Genomic DNA, 15,908 nt, shown 5'->3' with positions numbered 1-15,908 from the left:
CGGGCACAGCGACCGGACTCAGGCGTCCGAGGACGCGGCCGTCTTGCGCGGACGACGCGGACGCGCGGCGGTCTTGCGCGCGGGCTTGGCCTCGTCCGGCGCCGGCGCGTCGGCGGTAGCGGCAGGCGCCGGCGCGGCAACGCCGGCCTTGTCGCCAGTCGCGCCGTCGTCGGCGGCCATGGTGTCGCCCGCCGTCTTGGCGGCCTTGCCCCGGCCGGCGGCGCGGCGCGGGGTCTTGGCGGCACGCTTGGCGGCCGGTTTCGCGGTCGCCTGGACGGCGGCGGGCGTGTCGGCATCGGCCGAGCCATCCTGCGTTGCCTGGCTGTCGTCCTGCGCATGCGCGGCGGCGTCCGAACGCAGGTCCGGCGCGGCTTGCGACGGCCGCGTGGACGCGAAGCCGGCGCTGGCGCGGGATTCGTCTCCCGCTTGCGCCTGCTCGCCTTCCCAGGATTCAGCATCCTCCCACGGCAACACGGGCGTGGCCGCGCGCGCGGCGTCCTGCGCCGGTTCGCGGTCGCCATCCGCCGCCCCATCATCCTGCGCACGCTCGGCGTCACGGCGGCCGCCGCGCTTGCGATCGCGGCCCGACCGGCCCTTGGCGCCCTCCTGCTGGCCGCCGCGCGAACCCCGCGCGGCGCCTTGCGCCGGTTCGGCGGACGCTTCCTGCGTGGCGGCGGCAACGGCCTCATCCGCCGGCTGCAAGGCCGCGGCGCGCACGCCCTGGCGCGGCGCCGGACGGCCATGGGCGCTGTCGCGGTACACATAGGTGCCCGACTTTTCCTCGCGGCCCACGTCCAGGAAGCCGCGCGACTGCGCCTCTTCCAGCAGGTTGCCGAAGGCGCGGAAGCCGTAGTAGGACTCGTTGAAATCGGGCTTGCGCCGCTTGAGCGCGTCCTTCAGCACCGAAGCCCAGATCCTGTCGCCGTCGCCGCGCTCGGCCATGAGCGCGTCGAAGGTCTCGACCACCAGCTCGACCGCCTGGGTCTTGCGGGCTTCCTGTTCTTCCTTGCGGCGGCGCTCCTCTTCCGGCGTGCGGCGCTGGCCGCCGCCGGCGCCACGGCTGTCGCGGCTGTCGCGGCGCGACTCGGCGGCGCGCTGGCCTTCGCGGGCCAGGTCGTCATAGAAGATGAATTCGTCGCAATTGGCGATCAGCAGGTCGGAGGTGGACTGCTTGACGCCCACGCCGATCACCTTCTTGTCGTTCTCGCGCAGCTTGGACACCAGCGGCGAGAAATCGGAATCACCGCTGATGATCACGAAGGTATTGACGTGGGACTTGGTGTAGCAAAGGTCCAGCGCGTCCACCACCAGGCGGATGTCGGCGGAGTTCTTGCCGGACTGGCGCACGTGGGGGATTTCGATCAGCTCGAAATTGGCCTCGTGCATGGGGGCCTTGAATTCCTTGTAGCGCTCCCAGTCGCAATAGGCCTTCTTGACCACGATGCTGCCCTTGAGCAGCAGGCGTTCCAGCACCGGCCGGATGTCGAACTTCTGGTAGCGGGTATCGCGCACGCCCAGCGCCACGTTCTCGAAGTCGCAGAAAAGCGCCATGCTGACGTTTTCGTTGGGGGTATTCACAGTCTTTCTCCAATGCCGCGACGGCCGCGCGGACGCGTCGCTCAGGCCGTCATGATATACATTTCCCCTGGCCGCGCCCCCTTTTCCCGCCTGCTATCCCTCGCCGTCGCATTCCCGCCATTACACGCCGCACCCGGCGCCACGCCCGCCCCGTCCCATGTCCGCCCCAGACCTGCCCGTCCTGCACACCCCCCGCCTGATCCTGCGCCCGCTGGCGCGCGAAGACGCCGACGCCATCCAGCGCCTGTTTCCGCAATGGGAAGTGGTGCGCTACCTGGCCGACCAGATTCCCTGGCCCTATCCGCCCGACGGCGCGCGCCACTTCGTCGAGAACCTGGCCCTGCCCGCCATGGCGCGCGGCCAGCAGTGGCATTGGTCGATCCGCGAGCAGGCCGCGCCCGAGGCGCTGATCGGCGTGATCAGCCTGATGGACGACGAGCCGGACAATCATCGCGGCTTCTGGCTGGCGCCGGCCTGGCAGGGCCGGGGCTACATGAGCGAGGCCTGCGAGGCCGTGACCGGCTACTGGTTCGAGACGCTGGGCAAACCGCTGCTGCGCGCGCCCAAAGCCGCGCCTAACGCCGCCTCGCGCCGCATCTCCGAGAAATCCGGCATGCGGCTGCTGCGCACCGAGGAACGCGGCTATGTCAGCGGCCGCCATCCGAGCGAGCTGTGGGAAATCAGCCGCGAGGAGTGGCTGGCGCGCCGCAACCGCTGACGCCAGGGGCTGGCCTTGCGAACGGACGGCCGGCGCGGGCGGCTCCGGCGATTGCGCCCCTCCATGCGTCCCCGATTTGCTCACGGCGCTCCTGCTCCCCGCCGCCCGCGCCAAGCCGCCGCTTACCGCCCTTTTCGCCCCGTTTTCCCGCCGATTGAAGGCGGCCCGCCCTGGCTAGAATGCCCCAGCATCCAGCGCTGCGTCCGCGCAGCGCCTTCCCTTCGGGCCAGATCCATGAATCCGTCTACCGTCATCGGGGCCGCCGTCGGCCTGCTCACCCTGATCATCGTGGTGGCGCTGTCCGCCACCAACCCCGGCATGTATTTCAATCTGCCGGGCCTGGCCATCGTGCTGGGCGGCACCTGCGCCGCGCTCTTCATCGCCTACCCGCTGTCCGAGGTGGTGCGCGTGTTCAAGCTGGTGCGCACCGTGTTCCGCAACGACCAGCACGACCAGCAGCGCGACATCGACGAGCTGGTGAACATGGCCCAGCTGTGGATGAACACCGACGTGCACAAGGTCGAACAGGAGCTGAAGAAGGTCTCGAACCCCTTCCTGCGCACCGGCGTGCAGCTCATCATCGACAACACCCCGGAAGACCAGATCATCGAGCTGTTGCAATGGCGCGTGGCGCGGCTGCGCGCGCGCGAACAGGCCGAGGCGCAGATGTTCCGCGTCATGGCCACCTTCGCCCCGGCCTTCGGCATGCTGGGCACGCTGGTGGGCCTGATCAACCTGATGGCCATCCTGGGCGACGGCAGCATGCAGACCATCGGCCAGCAGCTGGCGATCGGCCTGATGACCACGTTCTACGGCATCCTGCTGGCCAACCTGGTGTGCAAGCCCATCGCGGTCAAGCTGGAGCGCCGCACCGCCCGCCGCGTCGAATCCATGAACATGGTGCTGCAAGGCATCGCCATGATGTGCGAGAAGCGCGGCCCGGCCGTCGTGCGCGAGACCCTCAATTCCTTCGTCATGCACGTCGAGGACGAGATCTATGACGGCGGCGCCCCCGCCGCGCAGCCGGCCAGGACCGAAGGCCAGGTCAAGGCCGGCGCCCGTCCCGTGTCCATCGCCCGCCCCGCCGCCGCGCGCCAATGAGCCTGATTTCTCCCTCCCTGGCGCAGCGGATCGAACAGGCCCGCCAGGCCCAGCTGCGCGCGCAGAAGGCCGCCGAGAACAGCGGCTGGCGCATGAGCCAGAGCAAGAGCGCCGGCGGCAAGGACCGCTACGCGCGCTGGCACGTGGACGAGGCGGTCGAGCAGGATTCCGAGAACTGGCTGCTGAGCTACCTGGACCTGATCACGCTGCTGCTGGCCATGCTGGTGGTGATGCTGGCCATCTCGCGCCTGCACGGCTTCCCCGGCGAGAGCAAACCGGTCGAGCTGGTCGGCTCGCTGGCCGCCAGCGGCCTGCCCGCCTACGACGGCGAATATTCCGAGTTCGACAAGGTCGCCATTCCGCCCGAATGGGCCGCGCCCGAGGCCACGGCCCAGGCGGCCGCGCCGGCCACGGCAAGCGACGGCGAGATCGTCGCCGAGGCCGCCCCGCCGCTGAAGGCCCCGTCCAAGGAGTCGCTGGGACTGGCCGACCTGGGCAAATCGGTGGACGTGATCGTCAACGAGCAATCGGTGAGCTTTCGCATCAGCAACGAGCTGCTGTTCGCCTCGGGCCAGGCCACGCTCAGCCCCGCCGGGCTGGACGTGATCAAGCGGCTGGCGGCGATCCTGAACAAGAACGAGTACCAGGTCTCGGTCGAGGGCCACAGCGACACGGTGCCGATCCAGACCCGCCAGTTCGCCTCGAACTGGGAGCTGTCCAGCAGCCGCGCCACCAGCGTGCTGCGCGAGCTGGTGCGCGACGGCGTGTCCGCCGGCCGCCTGCGCGCGGTGGGCTATGCCGAAACGCGACCCATCGAGAGCAACGAAACGCCGGCCGGCCGCGCCGCCAACCGCCGCGTCGAGCTGATCATGGACATCACGCAGCCGCCCAAGGCCGCGCCGGCGCCCGCGCCGGCCACGTCCTGCGCGGCGGCGGGCGGCGGCGCCTCTCGCCGCCGGCCGCGAACGGCGCTAAGCTGGCGGCCTGCCCTGCGCCAGGAACCTCCCTCCATGTCCTATCTGCTCCTGATCGTCGAACCGGTCGGCCAACGCGCCGAGCGCACGCCCGAACAAGGCCGCGAGGCCTATGGCGCCATGCTGCGCTATGCCGAAAGCCTGAACGAGCGCGGCCTGCTGCAACGCGCCGAATCGCTGAAATCCGACGCCGAGGGCGTGCGCCTGCGCGTGCGCGACGGCGAGCGCAGCGTGGTCGACGGCCCCTTCGCCGAGGCCAAGGAAATGATCGGCGGCTTCTTCCTGCTGGATTGCGACACGCGCGAGGAAGCGCTGGCGCTGGCCGCCGAATGCCCGGCCGCCGCCTGGGCCACCGTGGAAGTGCGCGAGCTGGGCCCCTGCTTTCTTTGAGTCGGCTTCGACCGCTCCATGAATGCCTCGCCAGCCTGCTCAGTAGCCGCGCCCCCGTCTTTCTCCTCTGGCAACCTCAGCCGCCCTTGCCAACGCGCCGCGACCCGGCAGGCGCCTGCCGGCCATGCTTCAGGATCAGGTCGTGCAGCGCCTGCGCCGCCGGCGACAGCACAGCGCCCTTGCGGCTCAGCAACGAAAACGTGCGCCTGACCGTCGGCGTGTGCAACGTCACCACGCGCAGGCCCGGATACGAGCCCGCCTGCCAGGCCAGCCTGGGCGCCACCGCGATGCCGGCGCCCGCCGCCACCAGCCCGACGGCCGTCGAACTGCGCTGCACCTCGTAGAAGGCTGACAGCTCCAGCTGGCTTTCCGCCAGCGCATGGTCCAGCAAGGGCCTGTTGTTGCTGCTGGCGCCGGGAAAGATCAGCCGGTGTCCTTCCAATGCCTTCCAAGGCAGCGCCTCAAGGCCCGCCAGCGGATGGTCATCGCGGCAGATCAGCACGAAATCGTCCTGCAGCAGCGGCACGCTTTCCAGCGAGGGCGGATGCGACTCGGCGATGTTGATGCCGAACTCCGCCTCGCGCGTCAGCACCGCCTGGGCCACCACCGCCGAGGAGTGATCCAGCACCTTGACGCGGTTCTGCGGATGATCGGCGCTATAGCGCTGCAGGATCTGCGGCAGGTAGTGCACGCCAATGGTCGGCACGCAGGCAATGGTGACGTCGCCGCGCCTGGCCTTGCCGGTTTCGCGGATCTCGGTCAGCGCGGCGGCCAGGTCGGTCAGCAGCCGGCGCGCCTGCGGCAGGAAGCTCTCGCCTGGCGGCGTCAACGCCACCGAGCGGGTGCTGCGCTCGACCAGCCGCACGCCCAGGAAGGACTCCAGGTTCTGCAGGCGGCGGCTGAGCGCCGTCTGGGTGATGCTGAGTTCGCCCGCCGCCCGGCGAAAGCTCTTGTGGTCCGCCACCGCGACGAAAGCCTGCACGCCGAGCACGTCTATTTTCATGAGAAAAATGCATCAATCGGGCAATTAATTTCATTTTACGTGCGCCGCTCGTCGCGTCCACAATGCCGGCACAGCCAGGGAGACCGACATGAACATCACCATCCTCGACGATTACTTCGACACGCTGCGGGGCCTGCCCTGTTTCCGCAAGCTGGACGGCCACGCGGTCACCGTGTGGAACGACCACGTGCAGGACACGGACGCGCTGGCCGAGCGGCTGCGCGACACCGACGCGCTGGTGCTGATCCGCGAGCGCACCCAGATCCTGGCGCCGTTGATCGCCCAGCTGCCGCGCCTGAAGCTGATCAGCCAGCGCAGCGTCTATCCGCATATCGACATCGCCGCCTGTACCGCGCATGGCGTCATCGTGTCCTCGAACCAGCACGCCGGCACGCCGTCCTATGCCGCCGCCGAGCTGACCTGGGGGCTGGCGCTGGCCGCCATGCGCCAGATCCCGCAGCAGATGAAGGCGCTGCAGGCCGGCGACTGGCAGATCGGCGTGGGCCGCACGCTGCGCGGGCGCACCCTGGGCATCTACGGCTATGGCCGGATCGGCGCGGAAGTGGCGCGCTACGGCGCGGCCTTCGGCATGAAGGTGCTGGTCTGGGCCCGCGAGGCCTCGCGCCAGCGCGCCCGCGACGAGGGCTGGGACACGGCGCCGGGAAAGGCCGCCTTCTTCGAGGCCTGCGACGTGCTGTCGCTGCACATGCGACTGGTGAAGGACACGCGCGGCATCGTCACGGCCGATGACCTGGCGCGCATGAAGCCCGGCGCTCTGCTGGTCAACACCAGCCGCGCCGGCCTGATCGCGCCGGGCGCGCTGGAACAGGCGCTGCGCGCCGGCCGGCCCGGCATGGCGGCGGTGGACGTGTACGAGGAAGAGCCGCTGCGCGACACCCGGCATCCGCTCCTGAACCTGCCCAACGTGATCTGCACGCCGCACATCGGCTATGTCACGGAGGACGAATACGAGACCCAATTCTCCGACGTGTTCGACCAGATCGTGTCCTATGCCGCCGGCCAGCCGATCCATGTGGTCAATCCGGAAGTGCTGGCGACCAGGCCTGGCGGCGCCTAGCGCGCCGTTCTCCTGAACCCGTATCGCCCCGTCCCTCGACACCCGTCGCGGGATTTTTTTCTAGGGGTTTACCCCAGGAATACAAGCGGACTGTCGATCTGCATCCTCTCCGTTCGTCGTGCCAGTACAAGCCCCGATCCAAGCCCGGATCCGGGCCTGGATCTTTCCCTCCCGGAGACTCAGAAATGCGATTCATGATCATGGTCCGCGCCACCGCCGACAGCGAAGCCGGCCGCATGCCCGAAGAAAGCCTGCTTGCCGCGATGGTGAATTACCACGAGGCCTTGTCCAAGGCCGGCGTGCTGCTGGACGCCAACGGCCTGCTGCCCTCGTCCAGGGGCTGGCGCGTCCACTACGATGCCCAGGGCGAACGCAAGGTGCTGGACGGCCCCTTCGCCGAAACCAAGGAGCTGATCGCCGGCTACACCATGATCCAGGCCCGCTCGCGCGAGGAAGCCATGCAATGGGCGCTACGCTTTCCCTCACCCTTCCCCGGCCAGCCCTGCTCGGTCGAGGTGCGGCAGCTGTACGAGCTGGAGGATTTCGCGCCCAGCCCCGCCATCGAACGGTTCCGCGACATTCCTGGCAACGGACAACAGTAGAAGCCCCCCCCGAGCGCTACGCGCTCCCCCAGGGGCGTCGCTACGGCCCGGCGGAGCCGGCTCCGTGCGACCCCGGTCCGGGGCGAGCTGGGCGTATTGGATACCGTTTTTTCCTTCGACATCAGACACCAGGAATTGCCATGCACAAGCATATGTTCGTCAACCTGCCGATCCGCGACATGAAGAAATCGCAGGCCTTCTTCCGCAGCGTGGGCTATGAGTTCAATCCGCAGTTCACCAATGACCAGGGCGCCTGCCTGGTCGCGGGCGAGAATCTGTTCGTGATGCTGCTGGTCACGGACTTCTTCAAGACCTTCACCGGCAAGCCGGTGGCCGACGCCCATCAATCCACCGAGGTGCTGGTGGCGCTGTCCTGCGACAGCCGCGCCCATGTCGACGAGCTGGTGGCCCGCGCGCGCGCCGCCGGCGGCGCGGTGCCGCGCAGCCCGCAGGATCTCGGCTTCATGTATTCGCACGGCTTCGAGGACCTGGACGGCCATGTCTGGGAACTGGTGTACATGGAGCCGGGCGCGGTGCCGCCGCAGGCATGAGGGGCAACAAGCCCTCGGCCGACGCCGGCGCGCCGGACAGTCCGGCCGCGCTGGCCACCCACCGCGCCATCGAGGCGGTCTGGCGGATCGAGGCCGCCAGCGTCATCGCCGGCGTGGCGCGGCTGGTGCGCGACGTCGGCCTGGCCGAGGAGCTGGCGCAGGACGCGCTGGTCGCCGCGCTGGAACGCTGGCCCGCGTCCGGCGTGCCCGACAATCCCGGAGCCTGGCTCATGACCACCGCCAAGAACCGCGCCCGCGACCGCTTGCGGCTGGACGCGCTGCACAGCCGCAAGCACGAGCAGATCGGCCACGAGCTGCAGGCGCTGGAGGCCGACGTGGAACCGGATTTCGTCGACGCGCTGGACGCCGCGCGCCAGGACGATATCGGCGACGATCTGCTGCGGCTGATCTTCACGGCCTGCCATCCGCTGCTGTCCACCGAGGCGCGCGTGGCGCTGACGCTGCGGCTGCTGGGCGGCCTGTCGACGGCCGAGATCGCGCGCGCCTTCCTGGCCTCCGAGTCCACCATCGCGCAACGCATCGTGCGCGCCAAGCGCAGCCTGTCCGCCGCGCGCGTGCCGTTCGAAGTGCCCGGCCCGGGCGAGCGCGCCGCGCGGCTGGCCTCGGTGCTGGAAGTGATCTACCTGATCTTCAACGAAGGCTATTCGGCCACATCGGGCGAGAATTGGACACGGCCCGCGCTATGCGACGAAGCGCTGCGCCTGGGCCGCATCCTGGCGCAATTGGCGCTCGGCGACAGCGAGGCGCACGGCCTGGTCGCGCTGATGGAGCTGCAGGCCTCGCGCCTGGCCGCCCGCGCCGACGCCCAGGGCCGGCCGGTATTGTTGATGGACCAGGACCGCGGCCGCTGGGATCCGCTGCTGATCCGTCGCGGGCTGGCCGCGCTGGCGCGCGCCGAATCGCTGGGCGGCGCGCTCGGCCCTTACGCGCTACAAGCGGCGCTGGCGGCCTGCCACGCCCGCGCCCGTCGCGCCGAGGACACCGACTGGCCGCGCATCGTGGCGCTGTACGACGCGCTGGTCCAGGCCATGCCCTCGCCAGTGGCGGAGCTGAACCGGGCAGTGGCGGTCGGCATGGCCTTCGGCCCGCGGGCCGCGCTGGACCTGGTGGACGCGCTGGAGGCCGAGGGCGCGCTGGCCAATTACCACTGGCTGCCCAGCGTGCGCGGCGACCTGCTGGCCAAGCTGGGCCGGCATGCCGAGGCGCGCGAGGCCTTCGAACGCGCCGCCGGCATGACCCGAAACGCCCGCGAACGCGACATGCTGCTGGCCCGCGCGGCGCAGATGCGGGACGGCCCGGCCTGACGCGCGCGTGCCTGGGAGGTGCTATGAACTTGCAATAGCACCTGGCCAAGTCCATGGCTCGCGCTAATTTCCTTGCTCAGGGTACTTTGCGAACAATTCCGCAAATGGCGGTTCCTTAATTGTCTGGCGAGCTTCCTCACGAGCGTCCGGTTTGAGCGCCCCGATCAACGAGCGTGCCTTGTTGATGTCGACCTGCGCAAGTGCCTGCTGCTCCATCCGGTCATAGGCCAGACCACGATAGGCATATGCCCACACATAATCCTGTTGGTAGCGCATGCCTTCGGAAAAGGACTCGGCGGCACCCGACCACTGCTGCAGCTCGACCAGCGCCCGGCCGAGATGATAATAGCTCGGCATGCCCGGGGTCGTGCCCTTGCCCCTGAGGCCCAAATTGTCCTGGAGCATTTTCCGAAGCAGTTCGACCGCCCGTTCAGACTGCCCAATACTCCGATAATTGCTTGCGAGGTCGATAATGTCCCAACCCGTGCTTGGCGGCTTCAAGCGCAACGACTCCTCGCGGTCTGCAATGGCATGCGCATAATCCTTCAGTTGCTCATAGCCGATGGCACGCATTTGCAGCGTCGCCGCCCGATACCCCCTCGGCGCGTCGGGCCAGCTTTGGAGACAAGCGGACAGATTCCGAATGACCAGATCTGGATCGGCAAGGCCCTTACCGTCCTTGGTGAACTTCGTGTTTTCCGTCTGCTGGCAAGCGCTCGTCTCACGCACAGGCGAGCGATCCGCCAGACCCGTCTTCGGCGTGGAGACGCAGCCTGCAAGCAGAACCAGGATGGCAGCGGTCAACGTTGCTGAGATGCGCGGCTTCATTGCGGATACTCGGCGATGGTCAGATCGGGACGCAGGGCCTGGAGTAGCGGCGGCGTAATCGATCCCTGGAGCGTGCAAAGAACAGTGGTCTGGCCATCGGCGTCACGCTCAAGCATGAGTACGCGCTCGACGCTTCCCTTCGGAGTCACCGTCCCGCTACCAGCGCGGTTCGGTCGCCAGGCGTCCGCCGGGTCGCCAATCATGCGGACTTCGGCGCGAACCCAGACGTCGCCCGCATTCACGAGTTTTCCCGAAGCCGGCAGGACCGCATTCATTTTCTTGGCCACGGCGTTGATATCGCCTTCCGCCTTGAACCCCCAGAACAGAAAGCCGCCGAGTTCCTCGTCATAGGACACTTCATCGTGCCAGGCGATCAGGCGCAACCCGTCAATGTCGAGCGGTGCCTTGAAAACCTGATCCCGCCCCTTGTCGGATAGCGGGTTGCCAACCGCGATCGTCGCCGCTTTCCCCCTGGACTTCACCTCAACGGGAGCCCCGAACAGATTCGGATTTTCCTTGAGCGCATTGAAAAGCGATGCGTCGCATCTCGCAAACAGGCGCAGCGCCTCGTTTGCCGACACGGGCGGACTGCCTGCCGTCGAAACGGAAGGGGCAGCAAGGATCAAACTCGAGGCAAGCAACGTGCGAAGAAAACTGGACACTGGATCTCCTGCGGGAATGGTCAATAGATGGAACAGGCTCGCTTTGTCATGGCACTTGACAGTCCGTATTGATCGGGCGTTTGATATGCCGGCCTGCACTATATATCAAGGACTAGCGTCCTGCCGCTAAGACTAGAACGCAATCACTTGGTGCTAGAGTGCGTTGTGAACTTGTATTGGGCAGCATGTATGTCATGCACAAGCACAGCAGGCACAGAAAATGCAGCCCAGCCAGGAATTCGGTATGCGCTCATAATCACGAGGCAACTGCCGAAATCGGTTCATCCGACAGAAGCTGCGCTCGCCCTTTGCACAACTCGCTCCAAGTGCCGCAATGCGCCCCGTTTCCACCTCCCCCGACGAACCCGCGCCCGCCATGGCGGGCGTGCCGGACGCATTCGACCATCCGGACGACCGCGCCGAATTCCGCCGCCCCGGTCACCGGCCCGGCGTGGAGCTGTACCGCGCCCACATCATCCGCCACGCCTTCGAGCCCCATACCCACGACGCCTTCGGGCTGGGCGCCATCGAATCCGGCGTGGAGCGCTTCCGCTACCGTGGCGCCGATCACCTGGCGCCGTCCGGCTCGGTGGTGCTGATGAATCCCGATGAACTGCACACCGGCCGCGCCGAGACCGAGGGCGGCTGGCGCTACCGCATGGCGTACATCGACGCCGACGTGGTCGCGCGCGTGACGGGCGAGGACGGCTGGTGGTTCGACACGGCCGTGGGCCTGGACACGGCCAGCGCCGCGCGCGTCACCGCCCTGCTCGACGCCCTGTGGCGCGCGCGCGAGCCGCTGGCCTTCGACAGCGCCCTGCACGCGCTGCTGGCCGAGTTCCGCCGCCACGCCCGCGTGCCGCGCCCGGTCCGCGCCGAGGGCGCGCCGCGCTTCACGCCGGTCATCGACTACATGCGCGCGCATCTGTCGCGCCGGCTGACGCTGGAAGAGCTGGCGCGCGAGGCCGGCCTGAGCCCCTTCCATTTCCTGCGCAGCTTCCAGGCGCATTGCCACGCCACGCCGCAGCAGATGCTGATGGCGCTGCGCCTGTTCGAGGCCAAGCGCCGCCTGGCCGCCGGCGAACCGCCCGCCCAGGTCGCGCTGGCGGCTGGCCTGACCGACCAGGCCCACCTGACGCGGGCCTTCGCCCGGCGCTACGGCGTCACGCCCGCGCGCTACCAGAAGCAGATGCGCGCCTGAGACCGCAGATCGCCGAACAGGCGCGGGTGCCGCGCCGGCGCTGCCGACGCGGTCGCGGGAATGCGCCGCCAACGCCCGCGCAGCAATCTGGTACAAGACCGCCCTCTCCTGCCGCCGATAGACTGGCCGCGTTTTCCTTGTCTGGAACCGGAGTGATTCTATGTGGGCTGGAACCCTGTACGCCCTGGCCGCCGGCCTGATGTGGGGGCTGGTGTTCGTGGGCCCGCTGCTGCTGCCCGAGTATCCGGCGGCCTTGCAATCGGTGGCGCGCTACCTGGCCTTCGGCCTGATCGCCCTGCCGCTCGCCTGGCTGGACCGGCGCGCGCTGCGCCAGCTGGGCCGCGCCGATTGGATCGAGGCGCTGAAGCTGGCCGCCATCGGCAACCTGCTGTACTACCTGTGCCTGGCCAGCGCCATCCAGCGCGCCGGCGGGCCGGTGCCCACCATGATCATCGGCACGCTGCCGGTCGTGATCGCCGTCAGCGCCAACCTGCGCAACGCGCGCCGTGACGGGCGGCTGCCCTGGAAGCGGCTGGCGCCGTCGCTGGCGCTGATCGCGCTGGGCATCGCCTGCGTCAACCAGGTCGAGCTGCAGGCGCTGCGCCAGGATCCGGACGCCGACCTGGGCCGTTACGCGCTGGGCGCGCTGCTGGCGCTGGCCGCCGTGGCCTGCTGGACCTGGTATCCGCTGCGCAACGCCGACTGGCTGCGCGCCCATCCCGACCGCAGCCCGCGCACCTGGGCCACCGCCCAGGGCGTGGCCACGCTGCCGCTGGCCCTGGCCGGCTACGCGCTGCTGTGGACCGGCATGGCGGCGACCGGCAACGCCTTTCCCATGCCGCTGGGCCCGCGCCCCGAAGTGTTCCTGGCGCTGATGGCCGCCATCGGCCTGTTCGCGTCGTGGCTGGGCACGCTGTGCTGGAACGAGGCCAGCCAGCGCCTGCCGACCGCGCTGGTCGGGCAGTTGATCGTGTTCGAGACGCTGGCGGCGCTGGCCTATGCCTACATGCTGCGCGGCCAGATGCCGCAGCCGCTGACCTTGATCGGCATCGGCTGCCTGATCGGGGGCGTGTTGCGCGCCGTGCGCGTCAAGCCCGAGCCGATGGCGGCGCAGGCCTAGGCGTAGGCCAGGTTGGGATTCTCGGCCAGGCGCTGGCCGATCGCAGCGCAGGCGCGCAGCAGCGGCGCCACGTAGCTGGCCTGGATGTCTGGCTTCTGCCGGAACGCCAGCGTGCTGACGCTGACGGCGGCCACCGGACGGCCGCCGGCATCGCGCACCGCCGCGCCGAAGCAGTGGATATCCTGCTCGTTCTCCTGCGCGTCCGTGGACCAGCCGCAGGCGCGCACGTCCAGCAGCTGCTTGCGCAAGGCAGCGGCGTCGGCGATGGTCTGCGGCGTCTGCCGCTCGTAGCCGATCTGGCCCAGCAGCGGCTCGGCCGCGTCGGGCGCCAGCGCCGCCAGGTAGGCCTTGCCCACGGCGGTGGAATGCAGGCACACGCTGGTGCCGATGCGCGAGGCCATCTGCACCGCGCTGGGGCTTTCCAGTTTCTCGATATAGACCATGCACAGGCCCGAGGGCACGGCCAGATGCACGGTTTCGCCGGTTTCGTCGCGCAGCGCGCGCAGGGCGTCGCGCGCGGCCGTGCGCAGGCCCGAGCGGCTCCAGCTGCGGCTGGCCAGCTGCACCAGGCGATGGCCCAGCGTCCAACTGCGGGTCGCGCCGATCTCCACCAGCAGCCGCTCGGCCGTCAGCGCCGCCACGATCCGGTGCACGGTGGGACGCGGAAAGCCGGTGGCCTTGGCGATCTCGGCGATGCCCACGGGCTCGGGATTGTCCGCCACCCATTGCAGCACGCGCATGAACTTGGAAAACGCGGCGGTGCCCGCGACGCCATTGTCGGCGGAGTTGGAAGCGGAAGCGGGCGTGGCGGAAGACATGCGAGGAACCTGTGTATCCGGGCGCGGCTGCGGCCGCGCGGATAAAGAAAGCGGGCGGAAAGGCGGGACAGCATAACCCGCCGCTCACGCCCGCGCGGCCTTGCTGCCTGTCGAGGCTGAAAACGACGCTAGGCCACCATGTATCCCCCGTCCACCGGCAGCACCACGCCCGTCATGAAAGCGGCAGCTGGCGTGCACAGGAACACCGCCGCCCGCGCCACATCCTCGGGAGTGCCCCAGCGCGCCAGCGGCGTGCGCGCCAGAATGGGCCCGGCGCGGGCCGGGTCGTCCTGCAGCGCCTGGGTCAGCGGCGTGGCGATCCAGCCGGGCGCCACCGCGTTGACGCGGATGCCGTCCGGCGCGTAGGCGATCGCCAACGACTTGGTCAACTGCCCCACCCCGCCCTTGCTGGCGGCGTAGCCGGGCACCAGTCCGCCGCCGAAGAACGTCAGCATGGACGCCGTGTTGACGATGCAGCCGCGCGCCGCCTTCAGCGCGGGCCGCGCGGCGGCGCAGACCCGCATGGTGCCTGTCAGGTTCACGTCCAGCACCTGCTGGAACACGTCCGGATCGTGCTCCTGGCCGCGCTTGATGATGCCGGCGCAGTTGAACAGGATATCGAGGCGGTCGAAGTCGGCCAGCGCCGCGTCCACCTCCTGCTGGCGCGTGACGTCGGCCTGGCGCGTGCGCACCGAGGCGTCCAGCGTGCCATCGCCCGGCCCCAGGCCCAGCGCCACCACCCGGGCGCCCATCGCCGCCAGCTGGTTGGCGATGGCCGCGCCGATGCCCTGGGTGGCGCCGGCCACCAGGGCCGTCCTGCCCGCGAGAATGTCCTGCCGATACGTCATGTCCATCGCTTGCATGCGTTCCTCGCGCCGGACTCAGTTCTTCATGGGCAGCGTCTTCACCAGTTCGGTGAAGACGGCCGCGTCACGCGTCATGTTGTCGCGAAAGCCCTTGTCGTCGGCATAGGAGAAGCCCAGGTACTGCTTCTCCAGAACCTCGCGGAAGGCCGGTTCGTCGATCGCCTTGCGCGACTCGGCCTTGAGATACGCCAGGACTTCCGGCGGCAGGTTCTTCGGCCCGGCGATGCCGCGCCAGGTGCCCAGGCTCAGATCTATGCCCATTTCCTTGAACGTGGGCACCTTGTCGAAGTTCTTCACGCGCTGGTCCGCCATCACGCCCAGCATCTTCAGCTTGCCGGCGAGCACGTACTGCGCCACCTCGGCCGGGCTGACGGCCACCGCGTCCACGTGCTTGCCCAGCAAGGCCTGCACGGCCGGGCTGGCGCCCTGGAACGGGATGTGGTTGAACTCGATGCCGGTCTTTTCCCCAAGCGCCGCCGCCGCGAAGTGCCAGATCGAGCCGTTGCCGGCATTGCCCACCGACACCTTGCCCGCCGTCTTCCTGGCGTCGGCCAGGAACTCCTGCAGCGTGTTCCAGGGCGCGTCCGCGTGCACGGTGATGGCGGCCGGATCGGCGTTGAACTGGATGATTGGCTGGATGTCGTCCTGGTTGAACTTCGCCAGCCCCATGGGCTTGAGCGTGACCAGCTCCACCGTCACCACCGCGAGCTTGTAGCCGTCGGGCTTGGCGTTGATCATCTCGGTCCAGCCGATGGCGCCGCTGGCGCCGGGCTTGTTCAGCACCACGATGCTGCGCGGAATGTGCGTGCGGGCCGCCTCGGCGAAGGCGCGCGCCACGCCGTCGGTGCCGCCGCCGGGCTGGAACGGCACGATCAGCTCGATCTGCCGGCTGGGAAAATCCGCCGCCACGGCCGGCCCGCCGAACAACGCCAGCGCGGCCATCGCCGCCGCGCCGCGCGCCAGGACGCGGCGCCGCATATTGTGCTCACTCATCTTGTCTCCCTTGCTCTTTGGTCTTGTGCTGTGGTGATGCGCGGCACGGATCCGGACGAAGCATGGCCGGACGGCCGCGCGGGCGGCGCCTGCAATGCGG

Annotated in this window: 16 protein-coding genes and 1 pseudogene; 10 read left to right on the top strand and 7 right to left on the bottom strand. The window is 69.1% G+C overall.

Going from position 1 to position 15,908, the window contains the following annotated elements:
- Positions 1–18 precede the first annotated feature (18 nt).
- Positions 19–1,578 carry an NYN domain-containing protein gene (locus tag AC6LJ5_RS02115; RefSeq protein WP_498139722.1) on the bottom strand — a complete coding sequence of 520 codons (1,560 nt, stop codon included), beginning with the start codon at positions 1,576–1,578 and terminating at the stop codon, positions 19–21.
- A 157-nt stretch (positions 1,579–1,735) separates the two neighbouring features.
- Between AC6LJ5_RS02115 and AC6LJ5_RS02110 the strand changes: the two genes are divergently transcribed.
- From AC6LJ5_RS02110 to AC6LJ5_RS02095, 4 genes and pseudogenes are all read left to right on the top strand, one after another.
- The gene (locus AC6LJ5_RS02110; RefSeq protein WP_103274711.1) at positions 1,736–2,296 is read left to right on the top strand and encodes a GNAT family N-acetyltransferase; all 561 of its coding nucleotides are present in this window, start codon (positions 1,736–1,738) and stop codon (positions 2,294–2,296) included.
- A 234-nt stretch (positions 2,297–2,530) separates the two neighbouring features.
- Positions 2,531–3,397, top strand: a complete 867-nt coding sequence (locus tag AC6LJ5_RS02105) for a motility protein A (protein WP_103274712.1) — start codon at positions 2,531–2,533, stop codon at positions 3,395–3,397.
- Positions 3,394–4,191 (top strand): annotated as a pseudogene (locus tag AC6LJ5_RS02100) (OmpA/MotB family protein); the annotation flags it as partial. The gene AC6LJ5_RS02105 and the pseudogene AC6LJ5_RS02100, both read left to right, overlap by 4 nt.
- Before the next feature lie 216 nt (positions 4,192–4,407).
- On the top strand, positions 4,408–4,761 hold the full coding sequence (locus AC6LJ5_RS02095; RefSeq protein ID WP_103274714.1) for a YciI family protein: 354 nt from the start codon (positions 4,408–4,410) through the stop codon (positions 4,759–4,761).
- Between the two features lie 76 nt (positions 4,762–4,837).
- Here the strand turns inward: AC6LJ5_RS02095 and AC6LJ5_RS02090 are convergent, their stop codons facing one another.
- Complete coding sequence (locus AC6LJ5_RS02090) at positions 4,838–5,764, bottom strand: LysR family transcriptional regulator (protein ID WP_498139721.1); 927 nt, start codon at positions 5,762–5,764, stop codon at positions 4,838–4,840.
- 88 nt (positions 5,765–5,852) lie between these two features.
- On the opposite strand from AC6LJ5_RS02090, the gene AC6LJ5_RS02085 reads away from it, so the two are divergent.
- From AC6LJ5_RS02085 to AC6LJ5_RS02070, 4 genes are all read left to right on the top strand, one after another.
- Positions 5,853–6,842 carry a D-2-hydroxyacid dehydrogenase family protein gene (locus tag AC6LJ5_RS02085; RefSeq protein ID WP_498139720.1) on the top strand — a complete coding sequence of 330 codons (990 nt, stop codon included), beginning with the start codon at positions 5,853–5,855 and terminating at the stop codon, positions 6,840–6,842.
- A 185-nt stretch (positions 6,843–7,027) separates the two neighbouring features.
- Complete coding sequence (locus AC6LJ5_RS02080) at positions 7,028–7,444, top strand: YciI family protein (RefSeq protein ID WP_392410764.1); 417 nt, start codon at positions 7,028–7,030, stop codon at positions 7,442–7,444.
- A 140-nt stretch (positions 7,445–7,584) separates the two neighbouring features.
- The gene (locus AC6LJ5_RS02075) at positions 7,585–7,995 is read left to right on the top strand and encodes a VOC family protein (protein WP_103274718.1); all 411 of its coding nucleotides are present in this window, start codon (positions 7,585–7,587) and stop codon (positions 7,993–7,995) included.
- Complete coding sequence (locus tag AC6LJ5_RS02070; protein ID WP_498139719.1) at positions 7,992–9,320, top strand: RNA polymerase sigma factor; 1,329 nt, start codon at positions 7,992–7,994, stop codon at positions 9,318–9,320. The genes AC6LJ5_RS02075 and AC6LJ5_RS02070 overlap by 4 nt, the downstream gene beginning before the upstream one ends.
- Positions 9,321–9,383: 63 nt before the next feature.
- Here AC6LJ5_RS02070 and AC6LJ5_RS02065 read toward each other — a convergent pair whose 3' ends face one another.
- Together AC6LJ5_RS02065 and AC6LJ5_RS02060 are read right to left on the bottom strand one after the other, a co-directional pair.
- Positions 9,384–10,148 carry a tetratricopeptide repeat protein gene (locus tag AC6LJ5_RS02065; protein ID WP_498139718.1) on the bottom strand — a complete coding sequence of 255 codons (765 nt, stop codon included), beginning with the start codon at positions 10,146–10,148 and terminating at the stop codon, positions 9,384–9,386.
- Positions 10,145–10,810, bottom strand: a complete 666-nt coding sequence (locus tag AC6LJ5_RS02060) for a hypothetical protein (protein ID WP_498139717.1) — start codon at positions 10,808–10,810, stop codon at positions 10,145–10,147. Before AC6LJ5_RS02060 ends, AC6LJ5_RS02065 begins: the two co-directional genes overlap by 4 nt.
- A 334-nt stretch (positions 10,811–11,144) precedes the next feature.
- Here AC6LJ5_RS02060 and AC6LJ5_RS02055 point away from each other — a divergent pair, with 334 nt between their 5' ends.
- Both AC6LJ5_RS02055 and AC6LJ5_RS02050 read left to right on the top strand, forming a co-directional pair.
- Positions 11,145–12,011: an AraC family transcriptional regulator gene (locus AC6LJ5_RS02055; RefSeq protein ID WP_498139716.1), complete on the top strand. Its 867-nt coding sequence runs from the start codon at positions 11,145–11,147 to the stop codon at positions 12,009–12,011.
- Positions 12,012–12,171: 160 nt separating this feature from the next.
- The gene (locus tag AC6LJ5_RS02050) at positions 12,172–13,131 is read left to right on the top strand and encodes a DMT family transporter (protein ID WP_498139715.1); all 960 of its coding nucleotides are present in this window, start codon (positions 12,172–12,174) and stop codon (positions 13,129–13,131) included.
- On the opposite strand, the gene AC6LJ5_RS02045 is transcribed toward AC6LJ5_RS02050, so the two are convergent.
- The 3 genes from AC6LJ5_RS02045 to AC6LJ5_RS02035 form a co-directional block, all read right to left on the bottom strand.
- Entirely contained in the window at positions 13,128–13,949 is an 822-nt protein-coding gene (locus AC6LJ5_RS02045; protein ID WP_498139714.1) for an IclR family transcriptional regulator, read from the bottom strand. The two genes, AC6LJ5_RS02050 and AC6LJ5_RS02045, sit on opposite strands and share 4 nt — an antisense overlap.
- Positions 13,950–14,077: 128 nt before the next feature.
- Entirely contained in the window at positions 14,078–14,797 is a 720-nt protein-coding gene (locus tag AC6LJ5_RS02040; RefSeq protein WP_498139741.1) for an SDR family NAD(P)-dependent oxidoreductase, read from the bottom strand.
- A gap of 33 nt (positions 14,798–14,830) precedes the next feature.
- The gene (locus tag AC6LJ5_RS02035) at positions 14,831–15,808 is read right to left on the bottom strand and encodes a tripartite tricarboxylate transporter substrate binding protein (protein ID WP_498139713.1); all 978 of its coding nucleotides are present in this window, start codon (positions 15,806–15,808) and stop codon (positions 14,831–14,833) included.
- Positions 15,809–15,908 lie beyond the last annotated feature (100 nt).

This window comes from Achromobacter sp. 1011791174 (assembly GCF_059760925.1).
The sequence above is the reverse complement of the archived record's forward strand: the minus strand, read 5'-3'. Positions and strand labels throughout refer to the sequence as shown.